At 57.7% G+C, this 13,303-nt stretch carries 10 protein-coding genes and 3 tRNA genes; 6 read left to right on the top strand and 7 right to left on the bottom strand.

Annotation, left to right across the window (positions count from 1 at the left end; translation table 11 throughout):
* Window positions 1–8: 8 nt before the first annotated feature.
* Window positions 9–677: a PAQR family membrane homeostasis protein TrhA gene (gene trhA / locus ACR0JG_RS11655; protein WP_480569882.1), complete on the bottom strand. Its 669-nt coding sequence runs from the start codon at window positions 675–677 to the stop codon at window positions 9–11.
* A 126-nt stretch (window positions 678–803) separates the two neighbouring features.
* Window positions 804–3,527 (bottom strand): DNA gyrase subunit A, encoded by a 2,724-nt coding sequence (gene gyrA / locus ACR0JG_RS11650; protein ID WP_170396932.1) that lies wholly within the window; start codon window positions 3,525–3,527, stop codon window positions 804–806.
* Window positions 3,528–3,721: 194 nt separating this feature from the next.
* Between gyrA and ACR0JG_RS11645 the strand changes: the two genes are divergently transcribed.
* Complete coding sequence (locus tag ACR0JG_RS11645; protein ID WP_039535770.1) at window positions 3,722–3,991, top strand: usg protein; 270 nt, start codon at window positions 3,722–3,724, stop codon at window positions 3,989–3,991.
* Between the two features lie 3 nt (window positions 3,992–3,994).
* Here ACR0JG_RS11645 and ACR0JG_RS11640 read toward each other — a convergent pair whose 3' ends face one another.
* Complete coding sequence (locus ACR0JG_RS11640; RefSeq protein ID WP_480569879.1) at window positions 3,995–4,948, bottom strand: radical SAM protein; 954 nt, start codon at window positions 4,946–4,948, stop codon at window positions 3,995–3,997.
* A gap of 163 nt (window positions 4,949–5,111) precedes the next feature.
* On the opposite strand from ACR0JG_RS11640, the gene zwf reads away from it, so the two are divergent.
* The 4 genes from zwf to ACR0JG_RS11620 all read left to right on the top strand — a co-directional run bounded on the left by zwf (window position 5,112) and on the right by ACR0JG_RS11620 (window position 10,576).
* Entirely contained in the window at window positions 5,112–6,566 is a 1,455-nt protein-coding gene (gene zwf, locus ACR0JG_RS11635; protein WP_170396935.1) for a glucose-6-phosphate dehydrogenase, read from the top strand.
* On the top strand, window positions 6,563–7,234 hold the full coding sequence (pgl, locus tag ACR0JG_RS11630) for a 6-phosphogluconolactonase (protein ID WP_480569876.1): 672 nt from the start codon (window positions 6,563–6,565) through the stop codon (window positions 7,232–7,234). Before zwf ends, pgl begins: the two co-directional genes overlap by 4 nt.
* A 5-nt stretch (window positions 7,235–7,239) precedes the next feature.
* The gene (pgi, locus tag ACR0JG_RS11625; protein WP_480569873.1) at window positions 7,240–8,850 is read left to right on the top strand and encodes a glucose-6-phosphate isomerase; all 1,611 of its coding nucleotides are present in this window, start codon (window positions 7,240–7,242) and stop codon (window positions 8,848–8,850) included.
* Between the two features lie 106 nt (window positions 8,851–8,956).
* Window positions 8,957–10,576, top strand: coding sequence for a long-chain-fatty-acid--CoA ligase (locus ACR0JG_RS11620; protein WP_480571089.1), 1,620 nt, complete (start codon window positions 8,957–8,959; stop codon window positions 10,574–10,576).
* A gap of 17 nt (window positions 10,577–10,593) precedes the next feature.
* On the opposite strand, the gene ACR0JG_RS11615 is transcribed toward ACR0JG_RS11620, so the two are convergent.
* The 3 genes from ACR0JG_RS11615 to ACR0JG_RS11605 all read right to left on the bottom strand — a co-directional run bounded on the left by ACR0JG_RS11615 (window position 10,594) and on the right by ACR0JG_RS11605 (window position 11,848).
* A tRNA-Asn gene (locus ACR0JG_RS11615) sits at window positions 10,594–10,668 on the bottom strand.
* Between the two features lie 117 nt (window positions 10,669–10,785).
* Window positions 10,786–10,860, bottom strand: a tRNA-Asn gene (locus ACR0JG_RS11610).
* 73 nt (window positions 10,861–10,933) lie between these two features.
* Window positions 10,934–11,848, bottom strand: coding sequence for an MBL fold metallo-hydrolase (locus tag ACR0JG_RS11605; RefSeq protein ID WP_480569870.1), 915 nt, complete (start codon window positions 11,846–11,848; stop codon window positions 10,934–10,936).
* 44 nt (window positions 11,849–11,892) lie between these two features.
* Between ACR0JG_RS11605 and ACR0JG_RS11600 the strand changes: the two genes are divergently transcribed.
* A complete protein-coding gene (locus tag ACR0JG_RS11600; RefSeq protein ID WP_170421844.1) occupies window positions 11,893–13,212 on the top strand; it encodes an ATP-binding protein in 1,320 nt (439 codons plus the stop codon).
* 2 nt (window positions 13,213–13,214) lie between these two features.
* Here the strand turns inward: ACR0JG_RS11600 and ACR0JG_RS11595 are convergent.
* Window positions 13,215–13,291 (bottom strand) — tRNA-Ile (locus ACR0JG_RS11595).
* Window positions 13,292–13,303: the final 12 nt, after the last annotated feature.

The raw sequence follows: 13,303 nt of genomic DNA, 5'->3' as shown, positions 1-13,303 counted from the left end.
CTCCGGCGTTACACTGGTACTGACGGTACCATTTCGATACGCAAGGCAACAGCGGCGAAGAAAAGGCCGCTTCCTGCCAATACAAATACGTGCCAGACGGTGTTGTGGTAGGGCAGCCAGTCCAGAAGGTAGAATACCACGCCTGCGGTATAGATGATGCCTCCGGCGATCATCAAAGTAAGGGTAAGGGGTGAAAGTTCGGCCAACATGGATTGTCCGGCCCAAACCGCGGCCCATCCCATCAGAAGATACAGCGCCAGCCCGAACCAGCGGAAGCGGTTCGGGTCGATCATCTTCAGAACAGAGCCCAGCGTCGCAGAAGACCACAGCCCCAGTAAAAGCCCCGGAGGTTGCGAAGCCGAGAGCAGCAGGAACGGCGTATAAGTTCCTGCGATCTTCACGTAGATACCCGAGTGATCAAGGCGGCGCAGAAACTCTGCCCACTCATCATGCTCGATCATGTTGTAGAGCGCCGAGAACGTCAGCATCAAAACCAGAGTTATTCCATAGATCGAGGCGCCCAAAACCGCCGCCGGGTCTGACCGATAGAAGACTGTCATGATGATCAGCATAGGCGCTGCGATCACCGCCGAAGAAACACCCAGCACATGAACAACACCGTCACTTATTCGTTCAGCACGGCTGTAGGCAGGTCGGATATGGGCGAATGACCACATATCGAAATGCTAGGCGCGCCGGGTCTGCTGGGGCAAGCCCAGCCCCGTGCCGTTGGCAGGAACGTGACCCTGAGTAACAAAAACGCCCGCAATACGGGCGTTTTGTTACACTTCTGTAGTGCTTTGTTATTCCTCGGCTTCTTCGTCACCCTGGTCGGCGATCCAGGCCACACTAACGACTTCTTCGCCTTTGCCGGTGTTGAATACCCGCACACCACCCGCGCTGCGGGAGCGGAACGAGATGCCCTCGACCGGCACCCGGATCGATTGGCCCTTCGAGGTAGCCAGCATGATCTGATCGTCGATTTCTACGGGGAAGGAGGCAACCAGTTCGCCGCCGCGCATGGCTTTGTCCATCGCCGCAACGCCCATGCCACCGCGACCGCGGACCGGGTAATCATGACTGGAGCTCAGCTTGCCCGCGCCGCCCGACGTGATGGTCAAGATCAGGTTCTCGGCTGCCGACATCTCGGCATAGCGTTCCTGCGTGATACTGCCAGGCGCGGCTTCGTCCTCGTCCGTTTCGCCGTCATCCGCAATGCCCGCGACTGCGCGGCGCATCTTGAGGTAGGCGGCGCGCTCGTCCGGGTCGGCCTCGAAATGGCGAATTACGGACATCGAGACGACACGGTCGCCATTGCTCAGCCTGATGCCGCGCACACCGGTAGATTCGCGCGAATTGAAAACGCGCACATCAGTGGTCCGGAAGCGGATCGCACGGCCCGAATTGGTGACCAGCATCACGTCTTCATCTTCTGAACAGATGCGGGCGTTTACCAGTTCCACATCCTCGGGCAGTTTCATCGCGATCTTGCCATTGCGGCGAACGTTCGTGAAATCTGACAGACGATTGCGGCGGACGTCACCTGCACTGGTGGCGAAGACGATTTGCAGGTTCTCCCACTCTTCATCCGGCACATCTACGGGCATGATCGCCGCGATCGAAACGCCGGTCGGGATCGGCAGGATGTTGACAATCGCCTTGCCCTTACCGGTCCGGCTGGATTGCGGCAGACGCCAGGTCTTGAGCTTGTAGACCATGCCTTCGGTGGTGAAGAACAGCAGTTGCGTATGCGTGTTCGCCACGAAGAGATTGGTGACAACATCCTCTTCCTTGGTCTGCATACCCGACAGGCCTTTGCCGCCACGCTTTTGCGCCCGGAAATCGGCCAGAGGGGTGCGTTTGATGTAGCCGCCTGAGGTGACAGTCACGACCATATCTTCGCGTTCGATCAGGTCTTCGTCTTCCATATCACCGGACCAGTCAACGATCTCGGTGCGGCGGTCGACGGCGAACTGCTCGCGCACGCTGCGTAGCTCATCGGCGATGATGCCCATGATGCGCTCACGCGAAGACAGAATATCCAAGTATTCCTTGATCTTGTCGGCCAGTTCTTCCAGTTCGTCCGTGACTTCCTTGACACCCAGTTGGGTCAGACGCTGCAGCCGCAGTTCGAGAATGGCGCGGGCCTGTACCTCGGTCAGGTTATAGGTGCCGTCGTCATTCATCTTGGACAGCGGATCGTCGATCAGGCGTAGATAGCCTTCGATCTCGGATGCAGGCCAGCGGCGGGTCATCAGTTTCTCGCGCGCTTCAGCAGCGTCTGCCGACGAGCGGATCGTGGCAACCACTTCGTCAACATTCGAAACGGCCACGGCCAGACCACACAGGATGTGACTGCGCTCACGCGCCTTGCGCAAGTCATAGGCTGTGCGGCGGGCAACAACATCTTCGCGGAAGTCGATGAACGAGGTCAGGAAGCGGCGCAGGGTCAGCTGTTCGGGTCGACCACCGTTCAACGCCAGCATGTTGCAACCAAATGAGGTCTGCATCGGCGAGAAGCGGTAGAGCTGGTTCAGCACCACTTCGGGCGTTGCATCGCGTTTCAGTTCGACCACGACACGCACACCATTGCGGTCGGATTCGTCCTGTACGTGGCTGACGCCTTCGATGCGTTTTTCACGCACGGCTTCGGCGATCTTTTCGATCATCGAGGCTTTGTTCACCTGATAGGGGATCTCGTCCACAACGATGGCGTACCGATCCTTGCGCAGCTCTTCTACGCGGGTCTTGGCGCGGATGATAACGCTGCCACGGCCTTCAAGGTACGCTTTGCGCGCACCTGAGCGGCCCAGCATCACACCGCCAGTCGGGAAGTCGGGGCCGGGCACATACTCGATCAGTTGCTCTGATGTCAGATCCGGGTCGTCGATCAGCGCCAGCGTGGCATCGACCACTTCGCCCAAGTTATGCGGTGGGATGTTGGTTGCCATACCCACGGCAATACCACCGGCACCATTGACCAGCATGTTCGGGAAACGGGCGGGTAGGACGGTCGGCTCTTTGTCTTTGCCGTCATAGTTGTCCTGAAAATCGACGGTTTCTTTTTCGATATCGGCCAATAGGGACGCGGCGGGCTTGTCCATCCGTACTTCGGTGTAACGCATCGCCGCCGGGTTATCGCCGTCCATTGAGCCAAAGTTGCCCTGACCATCAAGCAGCGGCAGCGACATCGAGAAATCCTGCGCCATCCGCACCAGCGCGTCATAGATCGCACTATCACCATGCGGGTGGTACTTACCCATCACGTCGCCAACCGGACGGGCCGACTTGCGATAGGACTTGTCATGAGTGTTCCCGGTCTCATGCATCGCGTAGAGAATACGCCGATGCACCGGTTTCAGCCCATCGCGCAGATCGGGGATCGCACGGCTGACAATGACCGACATCGCATAGTCCAGATAGGACGTGCGCATTTCGGATTCGATGGATACCGTCGGGCCGTCATAAACGGGGCGCTCGGGCGGGGTTTCGTCCATGTTTTCAGGGATTTCTGGCGTATCGCTCACGTAGGCTGCCCGTGTCTTGTTCTTGATCTATATCTTGTGGATACACTTTATCAGACCCGGCATATAAGGTGCAAGCAAGCAACCGTTCCCCGGCCAAATTAGGTCGGTAACACCTGAGTAACATATTGTTATCTAAGTATTAGGACAGTTCCGTGTTACTCTGAGTAGACCTTGTAACAAGATTGGAGGTCTGCATGGCGCAAAGTGAAACTGAACTCATGCTTAAGGGGTACGGGCTGACCACGGCGGAATTTTTCTACCACATGCCCGACTATATTCACGTACTGAACACGTTTATTTGGCAGGATTACGACCTTGCTCCGGACCATCCGAAGCTGTTCGAATTCGTAGAATTCTGGCAGAAAGAGATTGAAGGTCCGCTGCACTCGGTCAGGTTCACGCACCGTAAAATGATCGCGCCTGGGGAATGGCGCAACATGGTGGGTGAGTTTCGGGTGAACTAGCCCTCAGGCCGAACAACTCGCGCCGCCCAATACACAGAATTTGGCGCAGTGCGGGTGGTTCAGATGCACGTCGGCCTCGGCCTCTTCAAGGGTTTCGCCCAATTCAAACTCCGGTGAATAAGGCAGCAGCGTACAGGCCAGCACTACCGGGCGCTCGGCGCCTTTGCGTTTGACGACCATACGCGAGCTGGCGCACATCACCGCATCGGGGGATTTGTCCAGGATGCCCCAGCAAGCGGCTGTAATTTCAGGAACTTCAACTGTTTCGTCCATCTCGGGAAACAAAACTGTTTGGCCCGGATTTTGAGCATCAATGTCAAAGCCGTGCTTGGCAAAGAATGCTGCATACCCCGCGCGGCTTTCAGCGTCGCTATCCCCCCAGACTGTGCGCCCGGCAATGGCCATCCTAAAGCCGTTATCCCGCAACCACTGCATCCCCGTCAGAGTTTTGGCAAAACTGCCTTTGCCGCGTTCTTCGTCATGCAGATCGGGGCGGTAGTGGTCGACGGAGACACGCAGCGTCAGTTTTTCTGCGTAGTCGCGCTGTAATTCCAGCAAACTTTCGCGCATTTTGCGGCGCATCATCGGCCGCATTGCATTGGTCAGGATCAAAACTTCGTACCCGCGCTCTAGCGCGACGCGCGTCATCTCGATCATCTCGGGGTTCATGAAGGGCTCACCACCTGTAAAGCCTATCTCGCGGACCGGCCATTGGCGCTGTTCGATCTGATCCAGATAGTCGCGGACTTCGTCGGCGGTGATGTAAACCAGAGCATCGTTGGTTGGGCTGCTGGCGATATAGCAGTTTACGCACTCGATGTTGCACAGCGTTCCGGTGTTGAACCAAAGGGTTTCGGGATGAGTCAGCGCGACGGACGCGCGCGTTTGCCCGTCTGCTGTCACTAAACTGTTCTGAAACTTCCCGATATTCGCAGCCTGTAGGGCGTTGTCTTTCATTCCGGCATCCGGTTCTGTGCTTGTGCCAAACCGACTTAACCGTTTGTGCCGGTTTAGTTAAGAGTATCTACCCCTCGCTGACAGAGTTTTGATGTGGGAAGAAAGTTGCTGATTGGTTGCGCTAACATTGGACATGCCCCAAGCGGCAAGGTAAGGAAAAGCCATGGTTTCTCGTGTCATACCTGTTGACCCATTTGATCTGGTCATATTCGGCGGAACCGGCGATCTGGCACAGCGCAAGATCGTTCCGGCCCTGTTTCGGCGTTACTGCGCCGGGCAGTGGCCCGAGGCCACCCGGATCATCGGCGCAGCGCGGGGCGCTCTGACCGTTGATGGCTTTCGCGAGATGGTGGCCGAATCGTTGCGCCAGCACGCACCGAAGCGGGCAAAAGATCAGGAGGCTGTGAACGGTTTTCTTCAGCGCGTGGAGTATGTCCCGCTTGACGCTTTGTCCGAAGATGGTTGGGCCCAGTTGGCCGAAATGCTGAATGCGGATCGTATCAGGGCCTTCTATTTCTCGGTAGGCCCCCGTTTGTTTGGCCCGCTGGCCGAACAAATCAGGGCGCACAATCTGGCCACCCCGCAAACCCGTATCGTCGTCGAAAAGCCTTTTGGGCACGATCTGGAAAGTGCACGCGCGTTGAATGCGACACTGGCGGCGCATTTTGACGAAGGGCAAATCTATAGGATCGATCATTATCTGGGTAAGGAAACCGTTCAGAATCTGATGGCCGTTCGGTTCGGCAACATGCTGTTCGAACCGCTTTGGAACAGCCAGTATGTCGATCACATTCAGATCACTGTGGCCGAGACCGTCGGCATTGACGGTCGTGAAGAATATTACGAGCGCGCCGGCGCCATGCGCGACATGATGCAGAACCATCTGATGCAGCTTTTGTGTCTGATCGCGATGGAACCACCCGCAAAATTTGACCCGGACGCGGTGCGCGATGAGAAACTCAAGGTCATACGCGCGTTGGATTCGGTTGAGCCGCACCATATCGTACGAGGTCAGTTTGCAGGCGGTGCCGATGGCCGGGGGTATCGTGAAGTTGTCGGCAATCAAAGGACGACGACGGAAAGCTACATCGCATTGCGCGCACATATCAGCAATTGGCGTTGGGCGGGTACACCGTTCTATCTGCGCACGGGCAAAGAGCTGGTGGCGCGGTCCTCGGTCATCAATGTGATGTTCAAGGATGCTCCGCATTCGATTTTTGGCGAAGAGGCCGGGCGTCATGCGAATGCCCTGTCGATCCGGTTGCAGCCCAATGAAGGCATCACTTTGAAAGTGACAATTAAAGAGCCGGGGCAGGGAGGCATGCGTCTGGTTGACGTTCCGCTGGACATGAGCTTTGCCGAAGCGCTTGGGCCTGAAAACCAGGATCCACCCGACGCTTATGAGCGGCTGGTGATGGATGTCATTCGCGGCAACCAAACCCTGTTCATGCGCGGCGATGAAGTAGAAGCCGCATGGGCCTGGACCGATCCGATTATCGCGGGCTGGGAGGCGCGCGGTGATGTTCCCAAACCCTATGAAAACGGCAGCACCGGCCCGGGCGACGCCGAGTTGCTGATGAAACGAGACCACCGCCGCTGGCAAGGAATAAATCCATGAATATCAAAGAATACGCCGATCGCGACATGCTGGCGATTGATGTCGCGAATGCATTGGCCGGAGATCTTGAGGCCGCATTGCTACATCATGATACTGTCTCGTTGGCTGTTCCGGGCGGAACCACACCGGGGCCGATCTTTGATGGATTGTGCGCTGCTGATCTGGAATGGAATCGTGTGCACATACTGCCGACCGATGAAAGATGCGTGCCGGGTGATCACGAGCGTTCGAACGAGAGGTTGATCCGGGAACGGTTGCTGACCAGTCGCGCATCCATTGCACAATACATGCCGCTCTATGTTGCGGAACATGAGCCTGAGGCGGTTTTGCCCGAGATCGAAAGCCTGATTAACCCGCATCTGCCGCTATCGGTTCTGGTGCTAGGTATGGGTGAGGACATGCATACCGCCTCGCTCTTTCCGGGGATGCAGGGCTTGTCTGCTGCTCTGAACAACAACGCCCCGACACTGGCGGTAGCGCGGACCGACGTGCAGCCCGAAGCGCGTATCACGCTGACGGGTCCGGTTCTGGACGGCGCTTTGTCCAAGCATCTCGTCATATTCGGAGAAACTAAACGGAATGCCCTGGATCGTGCCATGTCACTGCCACCCGAGGAAGCTCCGATCGCGGCCGTGCTCAGCGGCATGACCGTACATTGGGCGGAGTAATCACGATGCAGCTGGATCAATTGAACTCACTCGCAGCCACACAGACGGGCCGTCGGATACTCGATCTGTTTGACGCCGATCCAAACCGGGCGCAGGGTTTCTCGGCTTCGACCGGAGATCTGCTGTTTGACTATTCGAAGACACAAATCGACGAAGATATCCGCGCGGCACTGATCCAGCTTTGCGATCAAGTCGAATTGGCAGAGCGTCGGGCCGCGATGTTCTCCGGTGAAAAGATCAACGAAACCGAAGGCCGGGCTGTATTGCATACCGCGCTACGCAATCTCGACGGAGGCCCGGTCGAGGTCGATGGTCAGGATGTAATGCCGGACGTACTGGGCACTTTGCAGCGAATGCGCGTCTTTGCCGAAGAAGTGCGTGGCGGGGCGATCAAAGGGGCAGGGGGCGGCTTTACGGATGTGGTCAACATTGGCATCGGCGGCTCGGACCTTGGGCCGGTGATGGCGACGCATGCCTTGGCACCTTATCACGACGGGCCAAGGCTGCATTATGTCTCAAACGTGGATGGTGCGCATATTGCGGATACGCTGCGCCCGCTTGATCCGACACGGACTCTGGTGATTGTCGCGTCGAAGACCTTTACGACCATCGAGACGATGACCAATGCGCGCACGGCGCGGGCTTGGATGGTCGATGGTGGTGGTGATCCGGCGCGGCAATTCGCAGCGGTCTCCAGCGCTGTTGACAAGACACAGGCCTTCGGGATTCCCGAGTCGCGGGTGTTTGGCTTCGCAGATTGGGTCGGCGGGCGGTACTCGGTCTGGGGGCCGGTCGGACTGCCGGTAATGATTGCCGTTGGCTCGAACGCGTTTGACGCGTTTCTGCGGGGCGGTCAGGCGATGGATCTGCACTTTCAATCCGCCGAATGGGCAGAAAATCTGCCAGTTATGCTGGCGCTTGTGGGGGTCTGGCATCGTCAGGTGCTTGGGCATGCCAGCCGCGCAGTTCTGCCATATGATCAGCGTCTGCTGCGCCTGCCTGCCTATTTCCAACAGCTTGAGATGGAATCGAACGGTAAATCCGTCGCGATGGATGGCAGTGCGCTAACCATGCCTTCAGGACCGGTCGTCTGGGGCGAACCCGGCACAAATGGGCAGCATGCATTTTATCAGTTGATCCATCAGGGCACCGATGTGATTCCCTGCGAATTCATAGTGGCAGCAAACGGGCATGAGCCGGAACTGGCCCATCATCATCGCCTTCTATTGGCTAATTGCTTGGCCCAGTCCGAAGCGCTAATGCGGGGTCGGTCGCTGGATGTTGCACGCGCACGCATGGCCGAAAAGGGCCTGACAGGCGACGAGTTGGAGCGTCAGGCACGCCATCGTGTGTTTTCGGGCGACCGCCCGTCAACCACGCTGATCTATCCGCAGCTTACCCCGTTTGTGCTGGGTCAAATCATTGCGCTTTATGAACACCGTGTGTTTGTCGAAGGCGTGCTGCTTGGAATCAACTCGTTCGATCAGTGGGGTGTTGAGCTGGGCAAGGAACTGGCAACGTCTCTGGGACCGATCGTGGACGGTGAGGTCAGCGCCGATGGCAAAGATGGCTCGACCTCGGCGCTGGTTGGATACGCATTGCGACATCGCGGTTGACGCGGCACCCTGCCGCACTCTCTTATTGTCAGACAATTGAATTCTTGGCAGGGTTGTTGCCAAGACATAACGGCGCGGCCAAGCGCTGACGATGGGAGGAATGTCCATGCTGGGACAGATGATGACGCAGCCTTTGCTGATTTCGTCGCTGATTGAACATGCTGAACGTTATCACGGGCAGACCGAGATCATCTCGGTCGAAACCGACGGAACCGTGACTGAGACCAACTGGTCCGGGATCGCGCAGAACGCCCGACGGATGGCTTCGGCGTTGGAGAAACTGGGGCTGCAACCGCAGGATCGCGTGGGCACGCTGGCCTGGAATAACCGCCGCCACCTTGAGATCTACTATGCGGTGTCCGGCGCGGGCTTTGTCTGCCACACGATCAACCCGCGTCTGTTTCCCGAACAACTAACCTATATCATCAACCACGCGCAGGACCGGGTCCTGTTTTTCGATGCGACCTTCCTGCCTTTGGTCGCCGCGCTGCAAGAGTATCTGACTGAGGTGCAGTACTATGTGCTGATGGGTGCGCGGGACGAGGCTGCGCTGTCTCAGGTGCCGGGGTTGGTTTTTTATGACGAGATGATTGAAACCGGTGATACAGACTACGCGTGGCCCAGCTTTGATGAAAACACTGCCTCCAGCCTCTGTTATACTTCGGGTACCACTGGGAACCCCAAAGGCGTTCTCTATTCCCACCGCACTACAGTTCTGCATAGCTTCGCGTCGAACACGCGCGACGTAATCGGCTATTCCGCCATTGATGTGGTGATGCCGGTGGTGCCAATGTTCCACGTCAACGCTTGGGGCTCGCCCTATGCCAGCGCTATGTCTGGTTCGCGAATGGTGATGCCGGGGCCGGGATTGCATGGCGAGGCATTGGTCAATCTGATCGACACATATGGCGTCACGCTGGCGATGGGCGTACCGACCATTTGGCAAGGTCTGCTGGCCCATGCCGCGACATGCGGGACCAAGTTGAAAAGCCTCAATCGTACTGTAATCGGTGGTGCGGCATGCCCGCCCTCAATGATTGAAACGTTCCGCGAAACCTATGGCGTCGATACCGTCCACGCCTGGGGCATGAGCGAAATGAGCCCGCTGGGCACGACGAATTATCCGATGGCCAAACATCTGGACATGCCCATGGAAGCACAGCACAAGCTGCGCGAAAACCAAGGCCGCCCGCCCTTTGGGGTTGAACTAAAAATCGTCGATGATGATGGCAGAGATCTTCCCCATGACGGTGAAACGCAGGGCGATCTGATGGTGCGCGGCCATTGGGTGCTGGACAGCTACTTCCACATGCAGGATGAGGCCTTGTTGCAGGATGGCTGGTTCGCGACTGGCGACGTTGCCACACTGGACCCGGATGGGTACATGACCATCCGCGACCGATCGAAGGACATCATCAAATCGGGGGGTGAATGGATCAGCTCTGTCGAGTTGGAGAATATCGCGGTCGCACACCCTCAACTAGCGACGGCTGCCGTTGTGGGTGTGCCGCATCCGAAATGGGACGAACGCCCGCTTTTGGTAGCAGTGAAGGCCGAGGGCGAAGAACCGACCGAGCAGGATTTGTTGGCATTCTTCGACGGCAAAATCGCAAAATGGCAGGTACCCGACAAGGTCGTGTTCGTTGATGCCTTGCCCCTTAACGCGACCGGAAAGGTCCTGAAACGCACGTTGCGCTCGGATTTCAGTGATGCGCTGATGGAATAGTGCCAGTCTGGGAAGAATGGCTCCGGCGGTAGGGATCGAACCTACGACCAATTGATTAACAGTCAACTGCTCTACCGCTGAGCTACGCCGGAACGGTCCGCGCCGTATAGCAACCTCAAATTGCGGCGTCCAGTGGGGTAGTGGAGTTTTTTCTGCGAAAAAACTTCGCCGTGGCTCACGCAGCTAATTATGAAGAATTTGGTGTGATTTGGCTCCGGCGGTAGGGATCGAACCTACGACCAATTGATTAACAGTCAACTGCTCTACCGCTGAGCTACGCCGGAACTGAGGGGCGTATAACAACCCGTATTTTCGGCGTCCAGAGGGGAAGCGCACGGGCCGCCAATTTTTTCCGATTCACGCGATGCGCTTGAAACGAGACGCAACTGACAGATCCCCCAAGGGCGCTACACGGGATCTGCCGGTCAGATCAACCAGATGGGCGAAGACATTACGCTCGGCCGCGGGAAGCAGCGCGGCGGGGGTTTCGATATAGATTCGCTGGGCAAGCTGTTGGGCCGTTTCAGGGCCATTTTCCAGGGCGTCGAGTATCTGTGATTCTCGCTGCAATCGGTGGTCTATCAGCCAATCCAGGCGTTTGTCAGGACCCGTAATGGGGGCACCATGCCCGGGGTGAAAAACCGACCATTTGCGCGCGCGCAGGCGGCGACAGGCTGCCATGAAATCCGTCAGGTCCCCGTCCGGGGGCGAGACCAGAGAGCTGGCCCAGCCCATGACGTGATCAGCCGTAAAGCAGACATCCCCCCAGGCCAACGCGATATGGTTGCCCAGATGGCCGGGTGTGTGGATTACTTCGAGTTGCCAGCCTTCTGCCGCGACGCGTTCACCGTCTTCAAGCTCGATATCAGGGCGGAAATCGGCATCGATTCCCTCACCACCTCCGGCAAGCCCGTTCTGGGCCAGCTCGGTCATGACTTCGCTGCGTCCAGCTTGCGGACCACCAAAAGCCAGAACCGGAGCGCCGGTGCGGGATGCGAGCGGGGCGGCCAAAGGCGAGTGATCCAGATGGGTGTGCGTAACAAATATGTGGCTGATCCGCTGCCCGGGTTCCAGCGCATCAACTATGGCTTGCATATGGGCATCACTCAATGGCCCAGGGTCGATGACAGCAATGTCCTCATCGCCCAGAAGGTAGGTATTCGTACCACGATAAGTCATTGGCGAGGGATTGGGCGCAAGAATGCGCCTAAGTCCCGGGGTGAGCACGGCAACCTGTCCAGGCAGAGGGTTGAAATCGTCGGGGGCTTGCATTCTGACCTCTTCCTCTTGCCCGGGCAGCCCGCTAGGTTTAGCGCATGTCGACCCAATGGCTCAAACCCTATATGCCGCGTAGCCTATATGCGCGTGCCGCACTCATTCTGGTACTGCCGGTCATTGTCGTGCTTTTGGTGGTGGCGATTGCCTTTTTGCAAAAACATCTTGAAGAAGTGACCGCCCAGATGACCCGCACGGCGGCGCGCGAGGTGACACTGGTGCTGGACGTGATGGAGGGTGCGGAAACCCAGCAGCAGGCATTGGCAGCTGCGCGGCAGGACTTGTCGGTCTTGAACATGACCGCCCGTTTTCTGCCGCCGAATGAAGAGCCGAAAAACAGTCCGCGTCGATGGTACGATTTCATTGCCCCGCAGGTGGATGCGGAAATGCGCAGCTTGTTGCCTGAAACCCAGTATGTGGCTCTGCCAAATGGACAGGAAGTGAGTCTTTTTCTGGCAACCAATCTGGGCATGCTTGAGCTAGAGTTTGATCGCCGACGCCTGTCGCCGACAGCACCGCATCAGCTGATTGTGACGATGGTGTTCTTTGCGGCTCTGATGACAACGATCTCGTTTCTCTACATGCGCAATCAGTTGCGCCCGATCACGCGCCTTGCGGACGCGGCGCAGGCCTTTGGTCGCGGGCGGGTCGTGCCTTATTCACCCGGTGGCGCAATCGAGGTACGCGCTGCGGGCAATGCCTTCGTTGACATGCGCGCCCGAATCGAGCGGCAGATTGAGCAGCGCACGCTCATGTTGTCGGGGGTCAGCCACGATCTGCGCACACCTCTGACGCGTCTGAAACTTGGATTAGCTATGTTGCCCGAGGACGAGGCCGCACCGTTGTTGCAAGACGTGGACGAGATGCAATCGCTGCTGGATGCATTCTTGGACTTCTCGCGTGGCGCTGCAGAGAGCGCACCCGAAGAGATTGAACCCGAAAATTGGCTGAGCCAAATCGTTGACGATGCCCAGCGCGCGGGCCAGCACGTTGAACTAATCTCGGTCGAGGGGCGTGGAACGGCAATGCTGCGCCCATCGGCCATGCGCAGGGCAGTAGAGAATCTGATTGGAAACGCGAATCGCTATGGTTCACGCGCCGAGGTCAGCCTTTCGATGACGCCAAAGTCACTACGCATTCGGGTTGAAGATGACGGCCCCGGTATCCCGATCGAACAACGCACCGAGGCCGTCAAACCCTTCACGCGACTTGATCCGGCGCGAAACCAGAATCAGGGCACCGGCGTGGGTTTGGGCCTTGCGATTGTTGCCGATATCGCGCGCGTACATGGTGGTATTCTGCGACTGGGCAGCAGCGAAAGGCTGGGCGGATTATGCGCGGATATCGTGATTGGACGGTGAATTGGTAGGCCCGGAGGGACTCGAACCCCCAACCAAAGCGTTATGAGCGCTCTGCTCTAACCAATTGAGCTACAGGCCCGCCTGAGGACTT

Source organism: Ruegeria sp. AD5 (assembly GCF_056542345.1).
Note: the sequence above shows the minus strand (reverse complement) of the source record. Positions and strands in the feature narration are given on the sequence as shown.

Bases quoted from the DNA above. Each gene is read 5' to 3' on its own strand.
- zwf (WP_170396935.1), top strand. From the start codon at position 5,112: ATGGTTTCTCGTGTCATACCTGTTGACCCATTTGATCTGGTCATATTC.
- ACR0JG_RS11605 (WP_480569870.1), bottom strand. From the start codon at position 11,848: ATGCAAGCCCCCGACGATTTCAACCCTCTGCCTGGACAGGTTGCCGTG.
- ACR0JG_RS11640 (WP_480569879.1), bottom strand. From the start codon at position 4,948: ATGAAAGACAACGCCCTACAGGCTGCGAATATCGGGAAGTTTCAGAAC.
- ACR0JG_RS11620 (WP_480571089.1), top strand. From the start codon at position 8,957: ATGCTGGGACAGATGATGACGCAGCCTTTGCTGATTTCGTCGCTGATT.
- pgl (WP_480569876.1), top strand. From the start codon at position 6,563: ATGAATATCAAAGAATACGCCGATCGCGACATGCTGGCGATTGATGTC.
- pgi (WP_480569873.1), top strand. From the start codon at position 7,240: ATGCAGCTGGATCAATTGAACTCACTCGCAGCCACACAGACGGGCCGT.
- ACR0JG_RS11645 (WP_039535770.1), top strand. From the start codon at position 3,722: ATGGCGCAAAGTGAAACTGAACTCATGCTTAAGGGGTACGGGCTGACC.
- trhA (WP_480569882.1), bottom strand. From the start codon at position 677: ATGTGGTCATTCGCCCATATCCGACCTGCCTACAGCCGTGCTGAACGA.
- ACR0JG_RS11600 (WP_170421844.1), top strand. From the start codon at position 11,893: ATGTCGACCCAATGGCTCAAACCCTATATGCCGCGTAGCCTATATGCG.